We start from the raw sequence: 19,513 nt of genomic DNA, 5'->3' as shown, positions 1-19,513 counted from the left end.
AGTTTGTCGATGATATTAGATGAAACAAAACTAGCGTGGTGTGCAACTTTTCTAGAGGCGAACCTCGGTCTTCTTTCCAGGAAAGGAGACCAAGGTTCGCCTCTTCATATCGGGGAGGTGCTAGGGGAGGAATTTTTCACGAAATCGCTCATCACATAAACTAAGAGTAAAAACGCCTTGCTACTGTTGGATAGACCTCGATCGAGTACACTTTGCTGTTCTGTCTTAACTCCTTGCTCTCCTTTGACAGGTTGTCACTTGACAAATTCTGTCGTTCAACGCATCGTTACGATCAGGATGGAGCAAACCACCATGACAAATTCCTTACAGGCTTTGTTTCAAGCGATCGCCCAAGCACAGGACGAAACGGAGTTGAAACAGCCAATTATGGCGATATTGGGTGAATATTTTGCAGCAACTCGCTGGGGATTGAGCTTTCTCGACCAGTTTCCTATAGTTGATGCAAACACACCAGGAATGCTGAAATTAGCGCTATCTGTAGACTACAATCCTATACTGCGCTATCTGATTCAACGACATGCTGTCGTCCATGAGGAAATGATTTTGCCTCATGGAATGTGGCAAACGATTTGCCCTCGTCCTGATCATGGACATGTCATGTTGGGTCCAATTATCAGCCGCAGTCAACTGGTTGGTGGAATCGGCTTTACCCGCCATCAAGATTCACCTCCCTTTAATGCAGAGAATCTGGCAGACCTGAGCGCTCTCTGTCTGCATCTATCGACGCGGTTGGCGGAATTGCGTGCTGCTTCGCAGATACTGCAAGGGGCGCAGTCGGTTATTCACTTAAATCGCGATCGCGCAACCTCTCCCATAGAAAATCGCTTGACTCCACGGGAAAGGCAAATTGCTGATTTGGTTGCTCAAGGACTCACGAATGCCCAGATTGGCACTGCTTTATGGATTACTGAACATTCTGTGAAGCAAGCCTTAAAGCGAATGTTTCGTAAACTAGAGATTTCATCTCGTGCTGAGCTAGCAGCAAGACTTACAAAACCAAGCATTGCAGTTAACCATTAACGGCTTTATCGTCTAAAACGATCTATCTCAACTTTTTTGTAGAACTAATATGCGGACAGGTTAATTCGTTTGTGAAAGTGAGTAGCCCGGCGACCAAACCAGGCTGCTGGTATGGACTAAAACTACGAATACAATTGAGTATTATGGATTAATCAATCACAATCAAAATGATTAGAGTGTTCCAATAGCCTTTGAACTATACTGGTTGTGTGAAACATCCACTCCGCGAAACTAGAAAACGAGCCGCATGTAGCGCGGTGGCAATCAACTTCACTAGAGACAGTGAGGTTTTGCAGGTTTTTCCCTCTAGTTCACTCCTCTCAAGTCAGCCAGGGCAATGGAATGGGATTCATCTGAGCTATTATCAGCACCCTCCCCATGAGATTCCTGAAACTGTATCTAGTCAGCACTTGATTCTGGTTCACCTGGAGATTCCAACGCAGGCTGAACAGAGACTAGATGCAAAATTTCAAGCAGATCAGTTTCAGGTTGGCGACATTCTGATTGTTCCAGCCCACACACCTCACTACGCCCGCTGGGATACAGAGCATCGCTATCTGATTCTTAGTCTTGAACCAACCACATTTCTCAGCGCGGTGCAGTCAACGGAGAAATGGGATAGGGCTGAACTGCTGCCTCATTTTGCTACGGCTGATCCGTTAGTTCACGGAATTGGATTGGCCCTGAAAGCTGAGCTGGAGTCAAACAGTTTAGGTGGACGGCTTTATACAGACTCTCTCAGCACCACGCTATTGACCCATTTGCTTCGCCATTACACGGGGTCAAAACCCATACTGCCAGCCCAAGAGGGTGGATTACCAACTTATCGGTTACGCCAGGTGATCGAATATATTGATGCTTATCTCGATCGCGACTTGACGCTAGCTGAGCTTGCGGCTGTCGCCCAGATAAGTCCCAATTATTTTACCCAGCTTTTTAAGCAATCAACTGGACTCACACCCCATCAATATGTGATTCAGCGTCGAGTCGAGTGGGCAAAGCGATTATTAATCGAGGGTAAGTTGGCGATCGCAGATGTTGCGCTTCAGGTTGGATTTGCCCATCAAAGTCATTTCAATCGCCACTTCAAACGTTGGGTTGGAGTCACGCCAAAGGTCTTTCTCAACGACCAGTGAGAATGTGCTAAAAATCGGAGAATCAGGCAAGAAATTAACGCCGCATCGTCTTCATACTAAGGGTATTCATTGAATTGTGGCTTTGGGGCAAGATGAAAAACGGCTGGTTTGGCAATGGATTGTTTTTGGTCGGCAGCTTGATTTTTACGTTTGATGCCAGCCTTGAGGTTGTTGAAACCTGTTCCGCTCGATCGATCATTCGTTTGTGTGCTTGCCTGTCTTTTACCGTAGGCTGCTTCCTCCTGCTGCCAGAGCCACAGCAGGAATAGCTAGCGCATTTGAGGAAAAATTTTACTCATGACTCATATTTTGCATCTTGACTCCAGTCCTAGAGGGAGTCGTTCCGTTTCGCGGTCGTTAACAAAAGAGTTTGTTGCTGGTTGGCTTCAATCGCACCCAAGCGATCGCATCACCTATCGTGACATTGGTAAATACCCAGTTCCACCTGTTGACGAGGCATGGATTGCTGCGTCGTTCAGCAAGTCTGAGCCATTAGCATCTGAACTTACGAATGCTTTAAGAGTTTCAGACGAGTTGATTGATGAGCTGTTAATTGCCGATCGCTATGTCTTTGGAATTCCCATGTACAACTTCAGTGTTCCGGCTAATTTCAAAGCCTATATCGACCAGATTGTGCGAGTAGAGCGCACGTTCACTCCGAATTGGCAAGGGTTAGTGACAAACAAAAAAATGCTGATCATTACGACACGAGGTGGAAGTTACTTCAATGCCCCATCCTCAAAGCAGCTTGACTTTCAGGAACCCTACCTGCGAGCTATTTTTGAATTCGTTGGGATTACGGATATTACCTTTATCCATGCTGAAAATTTAACGATGGGAGATGAAGCTAGAGAGCGATCGCTGACCACTGCACGAACAGCAATTCAATCTCTTATTTCAGCTTGGTAAGCAATTTTGGAGAACTGCAAATGAACGGAAATGATAAAGTTTTTCTACCCCGATTCAGCCGCCGTTGGCTCTTACAGGGAATTGCCCTAGCAAGTGGTGTAACTCTCACATCTCGATGTCCTCGTATTGGAGCAGCGAATGCAAGAACTCCTCAGACCACGACTAAGGCTACTAATCTGCTCAATGAATTAGAAGCTGTTCCTAATCCTCGCCAGTCTTTGAAAGTCGTCATTCTGGGAGCAGGAATGGCAGGACTTTGTGCAGCTTACGAATTGGAAAAACGAGGGCATACTTGCGTCATCTTGGAAGCAGAACGCAGCCACATTGGAGGACGAGTTCGCACCTTGCGCTTTGAGAACGGTTTGTATGGTGAGGTCGGAGCATCACGAGTTTCCAAGCGTCATCACCTGACCCATCACTACATTCGTGAATGTGGGCTGCAACTTCGCCCCTATGTGATGAGCAATTCCGAAGGATACTACTATCTGCGCGGTCAGCGCATACGAGTTAGGGATGCAGCAAATTTGAGTCGCATCTACAATCTGAGTGGTTCGGAAAGCGGGTTAACACCAGATGACGTTTTAGGAACTATTATTGGGAGTCGTCTTGCTCAATTGACTGAACCGGAAAAGGCTGAGATCTTTGCAGAGCAAATTCACAGTGCAGCCGTCCGCGAGATGGATGAACAGTTCATGCTTCAGTGGTGCAAAACATCTGGGTTTTCAGATGCTGCGATTGAAATGATGGCAGCAGCTAACGGCTTTCTGGGAGACGTGATGTACTTCTCCGCCCTTAGCTTTATTCGTGTGGGTGAAAACTACGACGAGATGGAGGAAATCGTTGGTGGTAGCGATCGCCTCCCTACTGCTCTAGCAGATAAGCTCAAATCGAAGCCGAAAATGGGCTGTGAAGTAATTAGTCTAGAGCGAGACGATGCAGCACAGAAGGCAGCAGCCGTTTATTTAGAAGGGGGTACAATCCAGAGGGAAGAAGGAGATTTTGTGCTTTGTACAATTCCTTTTCCGGTTCTATCTCGGTTGGATACGCCTTTTTCTGCTGCTAAACAGCGAGCCATTCGCAACTTATCTTATGACTCTGCCACCAAAGTGCTAGCCGTTACAAGCAGTCGTTTTTGGGAAACAGATGATGGGATCTATGGAGGTAGCACAGCGAGTGATTTACCTATTTCTACGCTCTACTATCCCTCAGATAATGCACAGACAAAAGACTCCACAATCTCTAACAATCCATCTGTGCTGCTGGCTGCTTACACAATGGGCAGTCAAGCGCGTCGGTTAGCCAACCTACCCCTACAGGAACGTCATCGAATCGTTCAACAGAATCTCGCTAAGATTCATCCTCAGGTTAATCAAAGTGACATGATTCGGCAGATGGAGAGTTGGAGTTGGGACGATCACCCTTGGAGCTTAGGGGCTTGGGCAATGATGAAGCCTTATCAGCAAACGAGCTTATACGCAGATGTGATCGCTCCAGAGGGACGTATCTATTTTGCAGGAGAACACACCTCAACCAATCAAGCTTGGATGCAGAGTGCGCTGGAATCCTCTCTTAAGGCAGTTAAGGAAATACTGGTAGCCGCTCAATGAGGAGTTTTTGATGATGCATGGCTCAGAATCATTGCTTCCTGCTGTGAAAGTAGATAGGCAGGGAAAACGCTGTGTGGACTATCGGGCTATTTTGGCATTGGCACTGCCTTTATTTCTCAATAGCGGTGTTCAGGCAATCCTCAATCTCACCGATTCCTGGTTTATTGGACGGCTCTCGACCGATGCGATCGCTGCGATGGGAGCTTTATACTTTCTCATCCTGGTTCTATTTACTCTGTTTGGTGGTATAGGAATGTACGCCCAGACCTTGGTTGCTCAAGCCTATGGAGAAGGTCAACGATGGCGAGCAGCTCAAGCGGTTTGGACAGGTTGCTGGAGCGCATTATTGCTGTTGCCTCTGTTTGTGGTGTTGGCATTCTCTGGAGCGGAAATACTCAGCCTATTCCAGCTACCTTCAACGGTTGAGCAACTGGCATTGGACTTCTGGATACCACGTTTATTAGGAGGAGCGATCGCTGTTATTAATCTTGCACTGACTGCCTTTTTCAACGGCATTGGGCAGCCTGTAATTACTTTGGGAGTTGCAGTCGCGATTACCGGAGTCAATATCATTTTGAATGAATGGTTAATGTTTCAAGTTGGCCTGGGTATGGCAGGAGCAGCATGGGCAACGACACTGTCATTGTCTGTTGGCATGGTACTTCTTCTAGCAATATTTCTCAGTCATTGGATGCGTCGTCGCTTTCAATCTCACTTAGTTTGGAAACCACGCTGGCAGCTGGTTCGTTCTCTATTAACCTTTGGAATACCTTTGGGATTGTTAATGACCTCCGATTTAACGGGACTTGCTCTGTTTCAAATCATGCAGGTCAAGTTAGGCACCGTGGAAGGAGCCGCCACTCAAATTGTTATGGTGCTCATTTCAACAGCGTATATGCCTACGTTAGGAATTGCACAAACGGGGACAACGCTAGTGGGACAATCAATCGGAGCCGGAGACCTGTGCTGGGCAAAACGAGTTGGCAACGTGGCGATCGCACTCTGTATTTTGTACACCGTCACAACCGGTGTATTGCTTGCACTCAATGGATCGTGGCTCGTACCATTGTTTGCTCCATCAACTGATACCCATACTGAAGCAGTAATTGCCTTAAGTCAAACCTTGCTTTGGTTGGCGGTGGGGTACAACGTATTCAATGCAATCAATATTGGAAGTGCGTTTTGTCTTCAGGGAACTGGAGACGTTAGATTACCCAGTCTGCTTGCGATTCTCCTGAGTTGGTTTGGCTTTGTCCCATTAACTCACATTCTGACGTTTGCCTCTGGAGAGGGGCTGGTCAATTTCCTGCCACAACTGGGGTGGGGTGTTTTGGGTGGTTGGCTTGCTGCGATCTTATTCACGCTAACAATGAGTTCGCTTTTATTGTGGCGCTGGCGATCAGAGGCTTGGCAAAAAATTGGACTGATGTAGAAGCACGATACACTCAACTGCTATCGTTCTGTAATGGATAGAGCATATCTCAAGCAATTGCTCCAAAAGTAACCTGTTTAGCCCAACAAAAGTAACTTGCATGAACTTTCTTGAAATAATTGTTGGGAGACGAGAGGAATTATGGACTCTAATACGGAAAAACTGATGCAGCAACTAGAACAGCCATACCAAGGGACGGCGATGAAGCCTTTATACACGGCTGTGGTCACTGTGACACCCGGTCAAGCAGGGCATGCCCGGATGTCAGGTCATGCGGAAAGCTCTGATGGGTTACTCGTCTTAGACCTTGCGATGCCTTAGGAGTTAGGTGGGCATGGTCAAGGAACCAATCCAGAACAACTGTTCGCTGCTGGGTACGCAGCTTGTTTTCATGGAGCACTTGCTCTTGTTGCCAGAAAAATGCGTGTTGATGCATCACAAGCAGCAGTGACATGTGCGGTCACAATTGGTAGAGATCCGGCAGATAGTGGATATATGCTTGCAGTTGAGTTAAAGGTAGAGATTCCAAACTTAGAGCACAAGACATCTGAGCAGATCGTAGCTCAAGCCCATAAACTCTGTCCGTACTCAAAAGCGATCGCTGGTAATGTTGATGTAAAGATGACGGTAGCTTGATTGCACATTGTTTTTGATTAGCAGCCCAACAACAAAGCTCACCGGACGTAGATAACCTTTGCATCTCACCAACAACTGTTATTCGTTCTGGTGCAGCGACGTGTTGGGCTGCTGACGCTTAGAGTGGGTCGATAGAAACTCAAGCACTGCTCGGTTAAACTCATCAGCGTACTCCAAATATGGCAAATGCCCACACTGATCGAACAACTGTAATTTAGCATCAGGAATACCATGCGCTGCTACTTCAGCATGACCGACAGGAAATGCTCGATCCTGTTTTCCCCACATAATCAGTGTAGGTGACTGTATCTCTGATAGACGTTCTCGAATGGGTTGCCAAATCTCTGATTTAATCCCGAAAAAATTTCCCATCGTCCGAAATGTTCGAGTCTGGAACTGTAAGATCTCTGAGGACATATTCCGCAGTACCAAATCCATAAATTCGCTATTGTTTAAGTAAGGGGATGCATCATAAACACATTGCTGCATCATAAATTTTGCTGCTCCAGGGCTAGGATGATTCAGCAATTCTCCCACACCCGGAAGCGAGGTTAGTCTTGCTGGAAATGCGACTTCTTTCCCTAAACCACCAATACCAATCAACACTAGATTGTCTACCCTGTCGGGAAACTGTAGTGCAATCTTCAAGGCAAGGATGCCACCTACAGAACCTGCAATCAGAGAGGCATGGGATAATCCCACCGCATCCATAAAGCGAACAATAAATTGGCTCAGATCGTCAAGATTGTAGGTCTTTTGAGGCTTATCAGACTTGCCTGAGCCAACCCAATCTAGCGCGTAAACCTGATGCTGTTGAGCGATCGCAAATACATTTCTATACCAGTAATCGATTGCTCCTCCCTGTCCATGAATTAGTAAAACGGGCGACCCTTGCTCGCCTAATGCCCAATAGCGTGTCTTAATTCCATCAACTTGAATGTATTGATCTGCTGGCAATTTAATAGTCATTACTTACCTCCCTAATGACGAATGTATTGAATAGCCTGAATCAAGGCATTAATTATCACCTCGTAACTCTCTTCAGGGGACGGCTCCAACGTGAGTAATCCAGCTTGCTCGGTTGCAACAAAACCATAGAAAGCAGCGTTTAACATTCGCATTGCGTGAATAGTTTCTAGTTCAGTAAATTTGTAGGGTTGAAGTACTCGCTGATAGAAAGCCACGATGCTTTGAACGATGGGCGCACAATCTGACTCGCTTGGCTGTAGAGGCATTGCCGTCATGACGCGATAGAGTTCAGACTGTGATCGTGCATAATTTCGTGCCGTATACGCAACCGTTTTTAGAAGTGCAGAAGAATCACTGATGCCCTCGATTGACTGACAACACAAGGATAAAAATCGCCGCCAAATCTCAAGCGCAACCAATCGCCGCAAGGCTGCACCACTTTCTACATGCTTGTAGATCGATGGAGGTGTAATTCCTAACTCACGCGCTACGCGATTTACACCTAAAGCTGTCTCACCCTCTGCTTCTACACAGGCGATCGCGGCTTCAATAATGTCACGTTGAGTGAGCGATTTCTCCTTAGGGGGGCGACCCATAACAAACTCGCCATTTAGCTAACACTATTTACTAAAAGCGAATGGTGTTAGCTTTGTCAAGTGTCTTATCAACTTCTTCAAGAAGGTCGCCTCACTATCAACCTTCAAATGCTGACCTCACCGACAAAACTAAGCAGCCCAACGTTGAAGTTGTGCAGCGGCAGGCAACACCGAACACACACAGATAACCTCTGTACCGTCCGCACCAACGTAGTTATGGGGAGACGGGACTGCAACCCAGGAGAAGACGGGACTGCAACCCAGGAGAAGACGACCATGCCGTGTTTGACAGCGAGATGTCTACTAACATATTGCATCGCCTTAAATCTTTGCCTGCTTCGGTTTGACGAATCCTCAGGAATAGGTGTTTGACACCTTCCATAATCTTTTCGCTTTGAAGCTCGCCGCCCAGTTCCCAACAACATAACCCCCTCAAGATACTCGATGGAAACTAACTTTGTTGCTTACATTGGCATCGATTGGGCAGATCGCAAACATGATATTTGCTTGTTCGATACTGCAACTGGACAACGGGAATATAGTGTTATTGGTGCTCAACCTCAAAACATTGCGGATTGGGTGAATGGCTTACAGCATCGATACGGCAATGAGTCGATTGCCATTTGCCTTGAACAGAAGCGTGACCCCTTAATCTATGCCCTTTGCCAATACGAGAATTTAGTGCTGTTCCCCATCAACCCACGAACCGTCTCGAACTACCGCCGTGCGCTCCAACCATCGCGAGCAAAATCTGACCCAGTGGATGCAAAAATCCTAATTGACCTTTTGCTCAAGCACACTCATCTCGAAAAGTCCAGCCAGATAGCTGTCCCAGCCGGGTCAGGGCGAAAAGCTGGATAAAGGTTCGGGAACCTCCCGTTTTCTAAACGGGAGAGGATTCAGGCTCGGAGTCGGAGAGCCTCACGTTATCCAACCTCGACAAGTATAAATCAGGTAGAATAGACAATTTGCTACAGGCAATATATACAGATTGAGTAGGTAAGTATGCTGGAGCACGGTTCTGAGAACAACACATTAGCCCAGCTAAATGCAGCGATCGCGGAGCTTCAGCAGAAGGTCAACTCCTTAGAACAGGAAAATGCTTCCTTGAAGTCAGCATTAGACGATCGGGAGAGCCAGTTACAAGACGCTCAAATTGAAATCATTGAACTTCAAGAATCCCTTGATCGCTTATCGGCATCAGAAGAACTGTTCCGCACTTTGTTTGAGATTAGTAGTGCAGCCCTTTACTATACTGAGGTTGATCCCCCCTGCCCAGTTGATTTATCAATTGACGAGCAGTGTGAATGGCTGTATCGAAATATTCGGGTTGCAAAAGCGAACCGGGCATTTGCAGAAATGTATGGGGTTGAGAATCCCGATGAGCTGATTGGGTTGAAAAATTCAGATGTTCACGTTGAGGAATCAGACAAAAATGCAGCTCTAATCCGTATGCAGGTGGAGAATGACTATCGGATTCATAATTATGAGACTGAAGAAATTGATTTTCAAGGACGACGACGGTACTTCCTAAATAACGGAGTTGGCATTATTAAAGAGGGTTATTTAATTGGTGCCTGGGCAAGCCAGATTGATATTACTGAACTAAGAGAAGCGCAACAGGCTCTTTTGATGACAGAACAAGATCATGCCATAGAGCTAGAACGAATTAACCAGGAACTTAGACAAACGCTTGAGCAATTAGCAGCATCAGAAGAAGGCTTTCGAACTTTGTTTGAGGTCAGCAACGAGGGGATTTATTCTACTGAAGTTGATCCCCCTTGTCCAATCAATCTGCCCATTGAAGAACAGTGTGATTGGCTCTACCGAAATATTCGTGTCACAAAAGCAAATCGAGCATTTGCAGCGATGTATGGCGTAGACAACCCTGATGATTTGATTGGCATTGGAAATGCAGATGTTCATGTTCCAGATTCAGAAAAGAATGCTGCGTTTATTCGCGGTACGATTGAAAATGGGTACCGTTTCTACCACTTAGAAACTGAGGAAATCGATCGGCAGGGACGGTTACACTGTTTTCTTAATAGTGGTGCTTATACGATTAAGGATGGCTATATTGTCGCTGGCTGGGCGACTCAAATTGATATTACAGAACTAAAGGAAACGCAACAAGCTCTACTAGAGACTGAACAGAAACGGGTTGCTGAGTTAGCAAATGCCAATGCAGAGATCTTAGAACGAGAGCGGGAAAAAACTGTTCTTCTTTCCATTAGCCAGACGATCGCAACGGTACGAGATAAGTCTGATCTGCTTAAGTTAATTATTGAACAAGTCAAGCCACTATTGAACTTTCATGACTGCAATATTCCTTTAATTAAAGATGGAAAGTACTTTTGTCATTTATCCGACTTAGCATTAAATGCATTAAATATAAATGATCCTGGTAAAAAGAAATATTTATATGAAGCGGGGTTTAATCGAAAAGAGGGAACGGTGCTTAAAAACTCAAGCCTTGAATCGATTATGCATGAAGTTGAAGCAATCGGGCATCCCGTCATTATTGATTATGAACAAGATTGGACTAAATATTCTGATGCTTCGCTGCCACAAGCTTTTCAGAATCTAGGTTATAAGGAAGGGTTAGCTACCGTCCTCAAGACAGGTGGTGAAATACATGGGTGTCTCATTATCAATTCACTTCAAAAATCCTGTTTCCCGTCTGAACAATTTTCCTTGTTCCAGGCGATCGCCGATCAAGTTGCAGTAGCAATCTCTAACATTCTAGCTAATGAAGCAGTTTTAACGCAGGAAAGAGAATTGCAGCGAATTGAGCAAGAACGAGCCAATGAATTAGAACGACGAGTTCAAGAACGAACAGCCGAACTAAATTACACTAATGCATTGCTTGATACCTTATTTGAAGCTGCACCTGTTGGCTTCGCCTTTCTCGATTTTGAGCAACGATATGTGAGAATTAATCAAGCACTTGCCAAAATTAATGGTATTGATGCCCAAGCTCACATCGGTCGCACTGTGCAAGATGTATTGCCACAGATGACGAACAAGGTTACAGAAGATTTGCGACAGGTTGCAGAAACAAAGATCCCCGTTGTGGGTAAAGAGATCTGTGGCGAAACCCCTGCTGCTCCGGGGCAACAAAGGTACTGGTTAGCCAGTTATTATCCGATTCGGGCAGCAAACCAACAGGAGTTTGGTCTTGGCGTAATTATTTTAGAGATCACTGAACGTAAACAAGCAGAATTACAGCTCCAACAACTCTCTACTCAGCTAGAAGCAAGAGTTCAAGAGCGAACAACCCAACTGGCGCAAACTGTTGAACGATTGAATGATGAAATCGCTGAACGGCAGCAGTTAGCAGGTGAAATTCATGATACCCTCGCCCAGACCTTTACCGGAATCTCCGTTCAACTGGAGTTAGCCCAATTCTTAATGCATCAAAACTTGGCAGAGGTAGAAGCAATTCTCGATCGCATTGGTAGCCTTACTCAAACTGGACTAACGGAGGCGCGACGCTCTGTTTGGGCACTTCGTACCGTCTCAGAAGATTATGCTGATCTCGTACAAAATCTTTCATACAGCATTGAAACAATGACTCAGGGGGTCTCCATTCGTACCGACCTGATTATTTCTGGAGTACCTTATCTGTTACCACCGTTCATTGGTAGAAATCTGTTACGCATTGGGCAAGAAGCAATCACTAACGTTTTGAGACATGCTCAAGCAACTGATTTAATTGTTGAATTAACCTATACAGAAGATGAAGTTGTCCTTCGCATCACAGATAACGGTCGTGGTTTCTTACCTCAAGAAACGGGCGGTGGTTTTGGTTTACTCGGTATGTCTGAAAGAGCCGATCGCATTAATGGGCAATTGACGATTACAAGTCAACCTGGAGATGGGACAGAGATCTTAGCTAGTTCTCCAAATACACTGCATTAGATGAGTCAATCATGGTGCTTTGTATGTTTACTTGAACTATGCGATGGTTCTGTTTAACTATAAAGTTGTAAATCCCCGTTTAATTGCAGTTAAAACAGCTTGGGTGCGATCGCTTACTCCTAACTTGTTTAAGATGTTGCCAACATGGAACTTAATCGTGCTTTCAGCAATGTGAAGGGCTTCTGCAATTTCTTGATTATTCATTCCCTGAGCCATCCTCTTCAGCACATCCTGCTCACGATCGCTTAGTTGTGGGTGGCTCATTCGTTCGGCAAGTTTCGCCCCGACTTCAGGTGGGATATAGGTCTGCCCCGCATGAACATTACGGATTGCAGCAAGCAGTTGATGCATCTTACTGTCTTTGAGTAAGTACCCTTTGGCTCCGGCTTGCAAACCTCGGAAGATATCCTCATCAGTATCATAGGTGGTTAAGATAATGATACGGGCGATCGAATACTGCTGACGAATCGTGGTAATCGCTTCCACCCCCGTCATATCTGGCATTCGTAAATCCATTAACGTGATGTCGGGCTGATATTGATGAAATAGTGCGATCGCCTGTGCTCCAGTTTCTGCTTCGCCAATCACATCCATACCATCCGTTAGTTCAATCATGCGAACTAGCCCGTTACGGACGATAGGATGATCATCTGCAATGAGGACTTGAATCGTCGAGATATCCATAACTGTTTTCATCTTTGGTAGTAAATTGGCAGTTGTGTTCTGGTTTGTATCAAGCATTAGTGGCTTTTTTCACAAATCAAATAGGATTGCTATATCAGAAAAATTCTTAGTTGGTTGTTCTCCTCTACTTAAGCTAGGTAGAACCTGTACTGATGTCTCAATGACGACTCGCTTAAAAAGGGGCAACCTTCTGTATCTATTCTTGTAGAGTGATACTGGTTTGGAATAGAGTTCGAAGGTGTATGAATTTAACATGAAGAAAAATGGCACTATTGATCAAGAAAAAGCAATCAATCAGTCAGCCATCACTGTTCCACTTAAGGAAATTCATTTACCCTCCACTCAACCACGCCGATACTTTAATTCACAATCTCATCAACGATTAATTCGATCAATACAGACTCATGGAGTTCTCCAACCCTTGTTAGTGCGTCCTCGAAAAGTAGGGGGATACGAACTTGTTGCCGGAGAGCGTCGCTACCGCGCTGCGATCGCTGCCGAATTAGTTGAAGTACCCGTTTCTGTTCAAGAACTAAGCGATGCAGAGGCTATTGAGCTGGCTTTAATAGAAAACTTACTGCGGGAAGAGCTAAACCCACTGGAGGAAATAGAGGGGATCATTCAGCTACTCGCGATTCGATTAAATTGCCCAACAGAAGAAGTTCCGCTGCTCCTACATCAATTGCAGCATCAGCATAAGAAGCAAGCACGTCAAGCTTCCAATAACGTTATTGAAAGCAAAGAGCAGTACGGGGAAGACCAAATATCAGCATTAGATATCGTGGAAACGGTGTTTGAAAGCTTGCAGATGATGAGCTGGATTTCATTTGTTAACAACCGTCTGCCACTATTGAACTTACCTTCTGATGTGCTAGAAGCATTACGATTTGGGCGGATTGAGTACACTAAAGCTAAAGTAATTGCACAGTTGAAAGACTTGGAACAGCGGCAGCAATTATTGGAGCAGGCGATCGCCCAGCAATGGTCACTCAACCGAATTAGAGAACAGGTTAAAGCACTACACACTCAACCGTCTACAGTGCCACTTAAACAACGAGTAGACAACACCTATCAACTATTGAAACGAACTAAACTCTGGGAGCACCCTGAAAAGCAGAATAAGCTAGAAACACTACTGACTGAATTAGAGACACTATTGCAAGATGAGCCGCAATAAGGACATTTTTTAACCGGGCGGTCTGTCGGTTGATGAATTGGGCAAATAAAGCTGAATGAGCAGAAGCTTTGACGTTATTTGCAAATGAGCGGCACAATTAGCCGATCGCCTCTAGTTCACAATGACATCTGATATAAGTTAGCAGTATCTAAAAATCCAAGTTGGCAGTATCTAAAAATCCTGTAAAAAATTCCCAGTCCAGGGAATAAATGACCTTATGCTACAAAAATCCAGTTTTTGCTTAAAACGATATGGATACAGCACTGGCTAAACTCCACGATCGCCTCGCTGCCCTAGAACAAGAAAACGCCAGACTGCGATCGCGCCTTGAGTCGTGCGAACGTTCCTACGCAGTCTCACAAGCAGAAGTAGCCAGATATCGACAACCAAAACAAGACGAGCGAGAACCAGCAAGGCAGGCAGAACCCGATGAGTGGGTCTCTACTGGCAGTTCTTCTTTAGAGCACCACCTGTTAGAAACGACCGCAGAAGTTGCTCGCGTGTTATTAACGCTCACGCCTCTGAATGCGGCAGTCAATACTGCTTTAGGAATGCTTGGTGAGGCATTAGACACCGATCGCATTAACGTTATAGAGAATTTCGACTCGTTCTGCGATTCACCCTTCCCTAGCTGGCGGGTATTGGAGTACGAGTGGACTTCACCGGAAACGATGTCACAGTATGGGAATTCTCAAGCAGCCCAAGGCAGCTATGAGGAGATTCCTGATCTGTTTGAGCAGTTACGTCAAGGACAAATCGTTAGCTTCTTGATTGAAGAAGCTCCAGAACCTTTCCGCAGTGCCCAAATGGAAATAGGGGTCAAGGCAACTCACGTCGTTCCATTCTTCGTGGAGGGTCAGTGGTGGGGATTACTGGGACTAGATGACTGTCGTGAGACAAAACAGCGTAGTGCAGCCGAACTGTCCGTGTTGAAAATTGCTGCTGATTGTATTGGTAGTGCCATTGAGCGCGATCGCACTCAACAAGCTCTCCTACAAGCCGAACAGGAGCGGACATACAGTGCTACGCAGCACTCGCAAGAACTCGAACGACTCAACGCTGAATTACAACAAACCCTCGATCACCTGACAGAGTCGGAACAGCGATACCGCCAACTGATGGAACTTGCTAGCGAAGGTATTTTTCGAGTGGAGTATGAACAACCCATTCCCATTCACCTTCCCGTTGAGGAGCAAGCTAAGCAGATTTATCAACAGTTTCGGTATGCAGAACATAACCTTGCCTTTGCTCAGATGTATGGCTATGACGAACCTGATGCTTTAGTAGGCACACCATTGGCTCATGTGATGGAAGCTCCTGAAAATGCCGCGCAAATGGAGCAATTTGTCCGGAATGGGCATCAGATGAGAAATCAGGAAACAGTAGAGGTTGATCGCTTTGGGCAGAAACGGTACTTCCTCAACAATGGATTTAGTATCATCCGAGATAGCTATGCGATCGGTGGGTGGGGCACTCAGATTGATATCACTGAACTTCGAGAAACCCAGCAAGCGTTACTTGAAGCAGAGCAGGAGCGAGTCACAAAACTCGCAAAAGCCAATGAAGAGTTACAGCAGCGCGATCGCCTTTTAGAGGCAACAGCAACTGCGGCAAATATTCTGTCTACAGTTACCAACTTTGACGAAGCAGTCAACACTGCCTTACAAATCCTTGGAGAAGCGATAGACACCGATCGTATTGCAGTGCTTGAAAACTTTGATGTTCCTTCTGAACGGCTTCCCCACTGGCGGGTTTTGTATGAGTGGGATGCTGCTCATACTTCATCGCAACTTTCTCATCCCGATGCAACTGAGGGACGTTATGAGGACTCAGAAGAATGGTACAAGCAGTTTATTCAGGGACAAGGGGTTAGCTATCTGTTAGAGGAAATGCCAGAAGGGCTTCGGGTTGACCTGGAAAAAGTGGGTGTCAAGGCAACGAATGCTGTCCCTATTTTTGTGGAAGAGCAGTTTTGGGGTGTACTCGGCTTTGACGATTGCCGCCAAGTAAAACAGCGGAGTTCGGCAGAACTGTCTGTGCTCAAGATTGCTGCTGATTGCATGGGGAGTGCCATCCAACAACAGCGAACTCAACAAGCTTTACTACAAGCAGAACAGGCGCAAGTCGCAGAACTGAAAAAAGCGAACGAAGCACTTGCCCGCACCTCTCAACGCTTGTCAGAGCAACCTGACCTCTCTGCTTTTCTAAGCCATGTGGCACTGGAGGCGATCGCTCAACTGAACGCAGATAGTGCCATGATATCGATGCTAGATAAACAGCATCAAACACTACGGGCTGTCGCTCATGTGGAGCAAGGGCGGATTGCGTCTGGTCTGGGAGCAGAGATGCCTATCAATGAAGCTGAATTTGTTAACCTGCTTCTAGAAACACGCAAACCTCGCTACTTTGACCTGGAGCGAGAAGCCCACCTGTTTTGGCCTGGGGCGATCGCCTATCACCAACAACGCCATCATCAAGCTGTCATTGCTGTGCCTTTATTTGCAGGGGCAGAATTTCTGGGTCATTTGGGACTAGCATTCACCCATACAAATCCAATCAGTGAACAGAGCAGTGAATTGTTGTATGCACTAGCTCAACAAGCCGCTTTATCCATTCAACTAACACGATTGGCAGAAGAGGCAAAACAAGCGGCGATCGCCCGTGAACAAAAAAAAGCCGCACAAGAACGAGCGACTGAATTAGCTCGCTCTAATGAAGCATTGCAACAAACAATCGATACTCTCGGTTCTTTAAGCAGTTTTGATGAGTTTATTCCCGCAGTATTAAGGATTGTGGCACAAACGTTTAATGCAACTGATTGCGGTTACTACGAACATAGCCAAGACGAAATTGTCTACCTGCGCTACTGGTTCAGTCAAGGAACAGTATTGAACCCAACGGAACTGCAATTGCTCGATCCACAACAAAATTCTGTACTGCTTCAGCTAATTAATGGTTTTACAGTACCACCAGAGCATCTGCATGGTACAACCGTCCGCGATCGCACTCATCCAGTAGTTATTAATCACACAACTGCCAATACAGTGCCTGAGTTTCATGCTTTTGCAGTCTCTCAAGGTTGGGAATTGGAACTCAACCAGCCACTCCTGGTGGAAGGCGAAGCGGACGGGGCACTGATCATCTACCGCAAGCTAAACCAGCCTTTCACAGAGGCAGAAATCTTGCTCGCTGAAGCACTTGCTAAGCAACTTGCCCTGGCAATGCAAGCCAGTCGATTGTCTGACCAAGCCCGTGATCGTGCTGTAGAAACTGCGATCGCCCGCGAACAAGAAAAAGCGGCACAAGAACGTGCAGCAGAGTTGACAAAGGCAAATGATGCGCTTCAAGCCACGATCGATGCAATGGCAGAAATCGAAGACTTAGATGAATTTATCCCTGCTGTTCTGAAAATTGTGGCTCAAACCTTTCAGGCAGGTCAAACTGAGAATTGTGCTTACTATGAACACAGTATTGACAGCAGAGTTTATCTTCGATACTGGCTGTTCGAGAACCATGTCTTTCGCCCTGAAGCGTTGCTGGCATTAGATGGCGAACGCTTTGCATTGATGCGTCGCTTGGCGGGCGGCTTCACTGTACCAGATGCCTACTTAGGAACTCCTGTGCGGGAACGCACACAGGCAGTCATCCTGGATCACGTTGCTGGTACACCAGATGCAGAATTTGATGAATTTACCTGCGCCAACGGTTGGCATATGGAATTGAATGTGCCGTTGGTAGTGGATACCTGTGCGGAAGGTGCATTAGTGATTTACCGTCGGGCAGATGAACAGTTCACTCCAGCCGAAGTTACTCTGGCAGAATCGTTGGGTAAACAACTGGCATTGGCGATGCAGGCAAGTCGCTTGGCGACAGAAAGTAAGTCTAAGGCAGTTGAAGCCGCGATCGCCCGCGAACAAGAAAAAGCAGCACAAGAACGGGCAGCAGAGTTGGCAAAAGCGAATGAGGCACTGAAGCGATCGCTTGATGCCTTAGCAAAAGATCCAGAGCTAGATCAATTTCTAGTTCATGTTTTGAGAGAAATCACACAACAAGTGAATCTATGTACAGTTTACCTGTTCATGTACGATCCTGATTCAAATACATTGACGTTACGTATCAGTCTCAAGGATAATCAAGTCCATTTTGGCTCACTCCCTGATGATCCACCTCTGTTTTCTCAACCGTTTAGCACTGATATTAGTTCTGCCTGGCAGTATTCTTTATCACATCGTAAATTCATTTTTCAACCTGTTGAAGCTGAAGATGAGAGAACTTGGGATGAAACAAAAGCTTGGCATGTTGCAAATGGTCATTCTGCTCATGGAGGTATTACTCTTGTAGCTGGAAATCAACCCGTAGGATATTTAGGGATGGCTTGGCGGTGCAAAAAATCAATTGCAGTTGAACAAGCTGAATTGATAGAAGCTTTAGCAAATCAAGTAACTTTAGCTATTCAACTTACACAACTAGCGGAAGAGGCAAAACAAGCGGCGATTTTTCAGGAACGCTCTTATATCGCCACTGAAGTTCATGACACCTTGGCTCAAGACTTCGCTGGAGTGCTGATGCAATTACAAGCGTTCACTGCCCTCAATCCCCTTGATTCCAATCAAGCACAAATCCATTTCACTCGTGCCCAAGACCTCTGTAAACGTGGACTGGTAGAAGCGCGGCGTTCAGTTTGGTGTTTGCAGCAGGATAGTGATCAATACAGCCATCTGCTTGGGTTAGTGCAGCACTTTACTGAGCAACTCAGCGTTAGCTCTCCCATGCCAATTCATTTTGAGTCGCAAGGCGAGCCTTATCCAATTAACCCTGAATTTGGCAGACACTTACTGCGTATCGTGCAAGAGTCTTTAGCGAACGCTATCCGTCATGCAAACGCTCACGCAATACAAGTGCAATTGCTTTACACTCCAGAGCAAATTGCGATCGAGATTCAAGATGACGGCTGTGGCTTTGACTCCCAAAACCCACCTCCATCTGGCTTTGGGCTACAGGGAATGCAGCAGAGAGCCAGCTTAATTGGTGCTCAACTCACCATCATTAGCCAACCAGGACATGGTACAGCCATTATGGTGAATCTGCCGATCGCCTAGAACTTTAACTCATAGATAAATCGACTAAAGCTTGCTAAAGATCTAAGAAAAGTTGAACTTGTCGTGGCTTTCTCAGGTTTCTCAGAGAGAATTATAGAACCTTTCCTTCTCCCACCTCAGCCCTCTAACTATGGTAGTTGCTCACCCTCCATCAAAAATTATCCGTGTTCTTGTAGCAGATGACCATCCAGTCGTCCGAGATGGATTGGCGGCAGTGCTCAACACGAAGCCTTGCATAGACGTTGTTGCCCAAGTTAGCAATGGTAGAGAGGTTGTTGAACAATTCCGACAACATCAACCTGATGT

At 45.9% G+C, this 19,513-nt stretch carries 16 protein-coding genes and 1 pseudogene; 13 read left to right on the top strand and 4 right to left on the bottom strand.

Going from position 1 to position 19,513, the window contains the following annotated elements; all coding sequences use genetic code 11:
• Nucleotides 1–312 precede the first annotated feature (312 nt).
• From H6G89_RS18440 to H6G89_RS35075, 8 genes and pseudogenes are all read left to right on the top strand, one after another.
• Nucleotides 313–1,041: a helix-turn-helix transcriptional regulator gene (locus H6G89_RS18440; RefSeq protein ID WP_190509088.1), complete on the top strand. Its 729-nt coding sequence runs from the start codon at nt 313–315 to the stop codon at nt 1,039–1,041.
• A gap of 257 nt (nt 1,042–1,298) precedes the next feature.
• Nucleotides 1,299–2,177 carry a helix-turn-helix transcriptional regulator gene (locus H6G89_RS36255; RefSeq protein ID WP_190509086.1) on the top strand — a complete coding sequence of 293 codons (879 nt, stop codon included), beginning with the start codon at nt 1,299–1,301 and terminating at the stop codon, nt 2,175–2,177.
• Nucleotides 2,178–2,269: 92 nt separating this feature from the next.
• Nucleotides 2,270–2,446: a hypothetical protein gene (locus H6G89_RS18430; RefSeq protein WP_190509084.1), complete on the top strand. Its 177-nt coding sequence runs from the start codon at nt 2,270–2,272 to the stop codon at nt 2,444–2,446.
• A 28-nt stretch (nt 2,447–2,474) separates the two neighbouring features.
• Nucleotides 2,475–3,086 (top strand): FMN-dependent NADH-azoreductase, encoded by a 612-nt coding sequence (locus H6G89_RS18425; RefSeq protein ID WP_190509082.1) that lies wholly within the window; start codon nt 2,475–2,477, stop codon nt 3,084–3,086.
• Between the two features lie 20 nt (nt 3,087–3,106).
• Nucleotides 3,107–4,693, top strand: a complete 1,587-nt coding sequence (locus H6G89_RS18420; RefSeq protein ID WP_190509080.1) for a flavin monoamine oxidase family protein — start codon at nt 3,107–3,109, stop codon at nt 4,691–4,693.
• 10 nt (nt 4,694–4,703) lie between these two features.
• A complete protein-coding gene (locus H6G89_RS18415; protein ID WP_190509079.1) occupies nt 4,704–6,125 on the top strand; it encodes an MATE family efflux transporter in 1,422 nt (473 codons plus the stop codon).
• A 141-nt stretch (nt 6,126–6,266) separates the two neighbouring features.
• Nucleotides 6,267–6,446, top strand: a complete 180-nt coding sequence (locus H6G89_RS35080) for a hypothetical protein (RefSeq protein ID WP_242060008.1) — start codon at nt 6,267–6,269, stop codon at nt 6,444–6,446.
• A 12-nt stretch (nt 6,447–6,458) separates the two neighbouring features.
• Nucleotides 6,459–6,761 (top strand): annotated as a pseudogene (locus H6G89_RS35075) (Ohr family peroxiredoxin); the annotation flags it as partial.
• Between the two features lie 78 nt (nt 6,762–6,839).
• Here H6G89_RS35075 and H6G89_RS18405 read toward each other — a convergent pair.
• From H6G89_RS18405 to H6G89_RS18395, 3 genes are all read right to left on the bottom strand, one after another.
• A complete protein-coding gene (locus H6G89_RS18405) occupies nt 6,840–7,730 on the bottom strand; it encodes an alpha/beta fold hydrolase (RefSeq protein WP_190509077.1) in 891 nt (296 codons plus the stop codon).
• Between the two features lie 11 nt (nt 7,731–7,741).
• Nucleotides 7,742–8,326, bottom strand: a complete 585-nt coding sequence (locus H6G89_RS18400) for a TetR/AcrR family transcriptional regulator (protein ID WP_190509075.1) — start codon at nt 8,324–8,326, stop codon at nt 7,742–7,744.
• A gap of 104 nt (nt 8,327–8,430) precedes the next feature.
• Nucleotides 8,431–8,643 (bottom strand): hypothetical protein, encoded by a 213-nt coding sequence (locus tag H6G89_RS18395; RefSeq protein WP_190509073.1) that lies wholly within the window; start codon nt 8,641–8,643, stop codon nt 8,431–8,433.
• Nucleotides 8,644–8,770: 127 nt separating this feature from the next.
• On the opposite strand from H6G89_RS18395, the gene H6G89_RS18390 reads away from it, so the two are divergent.
• Together H6G89_RS18390 and H6G89_RS18385 are read left to right on the top strand one after the other, a co-directional pair.
• Complete coding sequence (locus H6G89_RS18390; RefSeq protein ID WP_190509071.1) at nt 8,771–9,187, top strand: IS110 family transposase; 417 nt, start codon at nt 8,771–8,773, stop codon at nt 9,185–9,187.
• A 144-nt stretch (nt 9,188–9,331) separates the two neighbouring features.
• A complete protein-coding gene (locus tag H6G89_RS18385) occupies nt 9,332–12,247 on the top strand; it encodes a PAS domain S-box protein (RefSeq protein WP_190509068.1) in 2,916 nt (971 codons plus the stop codon).
• Between the two features lie 57 nt (nt 12,248–12,304).
• Here H6G89_RS18385 and H6G89_RS18380 read toward each other — a convergent pair whose 3' ends face one another.
• The gene (locus H6G89_RS18380; RefSeq protein WP_199336797.1) at nt 12,305–12,943 is read right to left on the bottom strand and encodes a response regulator; all 639 of its coding nucleotides are present in this window, start codon (nt 12,941–12,943) and stop codon (nt 12,305–12,307) included.
• A 241-nt stretch (nt 12,944–13,184) separates the two neighbouring features.
• On the opposite strand from H6G89_RS18380, the gene H6G89_RS18375 reads away from it, so the two are divergent.
• The 3 genes from H6G89_RS18375 to H6G89_RS36420 form a co-directional block, all read left to right on the top strand.
• Nucleotides 13,185–14,108 (top strand): ParB/RepB/Spo0J family partition protein, encoded by a 924-nt coding sequence (locus H6G89_RS18375; protein ID WP_199336816.1) that lies wholly within the window; start codon nt 13,185–13,187, stop codon nt 14,106–14,108.
• Between the two features lie 251 nt (nt 14,109–14,359).
• Nucleotides 14,360–19,207 carry a GAF domain-containing protein gene (locus tag H6G89_RS18370; protein WP_190509064.1) on the top strand — a complete coding sequence of 1,616 codons (4,848 nt, stop codon included), beginning with the start codon at nt 14,360–14,362 and terminating at the stop codon, nt 19,205–19,207.
• A gap of 130 nt (nt 19,208–19,337) precedes the next feature.
• Nucleotides 19,338–19,513: response regulator transcription factor (locus H6G89_RS36420; protein ID WP_339384502.1), on the top strand; the 176-nt coding region annotated here is incomplete at its 3' end.

The organism is Oscillatoria sp. FACHB-1407 (assembly GCF_014697545.1).
Taxonomy (GTDB): Bacteria; Cyanobacteriota; Cyanobacteriia; order Elainellales; family Elainellaceae; genus FACHB-1407.
Note: the sequence above shows the minus strand (reverse complement) of the source record. Positions and strands in the feature narration are given on the sequence as shown.

Excerpts from the sequence above, each read along its gene's own strand:
- H6G89_RS18440 (WP_190509088.1), top strand. The coding sequence starts at position 313 with ATGACAAATTCCTTACAGGCTTTGTTTCAAGCGATCGCCCAAGCACAG.
- H6G89_RS18430 (WP_190509084.1), top strand. The coding sequence starts at position 2,270 with ATGAAAAACGGCTGGTTTGGCAATGGATTGTTTTTGGTCGGCAGCTTG.
- H6G89_RS18425 (WP_190509082.1), top strand. The coding sequence starts at position 2,475 with ATGACTCATATTTTGCATCTTGACTCCAGTCCTAGAGGGAGTCGTTCC.
- H6G89_RS18420 (WP_190509080.1), top strand. The coding sequence starts at position 3,107 with ATGAACGGAAATGATAAAGTTTTTCTACCCCGATTCAGCCGCCGTTGG.
- H6G89_RS18415 (WP_190509079.1), top strand. The coding sequence starts at position 4,704 with ATGATGCATGGCTCAGAATCATTGCTTCCTGCTGTGAAAGTAGATAGG.
- H6G89_RS35080 (WP_242060008.1), top strand. The coding sequence starts at position 6,267 with ATGGACTCTAATACGGAAAAACTGATGCAGCAACTAGAACAGCCATAC.
- H6G89_RS18405 (WP_190509077.1), bottom strand. The coding sequence starts at position 7,730 with ATGACTATTAAATTGCCAGCAGATCAATACATTCAAGTTGATGGAATT.
- H6G89_RS18400 (WP_190509075.1), bottom strand. The coding sequence starts at position 8,326 with ATGGGTCGCCCCCCTAAGGAGAAATCGCTCACTCAACGTGACATTATT.
- H6G89_RS18395 (WP_190509073.1), bottom strand. The coding sequence starts at position 8,643 with ATGCAATATGTTAGTAGACATCTCGCTGTCAAACACGGCATGGTCGTC.
- H6G89_RS18390 (WP_190509071.1), top strand. The coding sequence starts at position 8,771 with ATGGAAACTAACTTTGTTGCTTACATTGGCATCGATTGGGCAGATCGC.
- H6G89_RS18385 (WP_190509068.1), top strand. The coding sequence starts at position 9,332 with ATGCTGGAGCACGGTTCTGAGAACAACACATTAGCCCAGCTAAATGCA.
- H6G89_RS18380 (WP_199336797.1), bottom strand. The coding sequence starts at position 12,943 with ATGAAAACAGTTATGGATATCTCGACGATTCAAGTCCTCATTGCAGAT.
- H6G89_RS18375 (WP_199336816.1), top strand. The coding sequence starts at position 13,185 with ATGAAGAAAAATGGCACTATTGATCAAGAAAAAGCAATCAATCAGTCA.
- H6G89_RS18370 (WP_190509064.1), top strand. The coding sequence starts at position 14,360 with ATGGATACAGCACTGGCTAAACTCCACGATCGCCTCGCTGCCCTAGAA.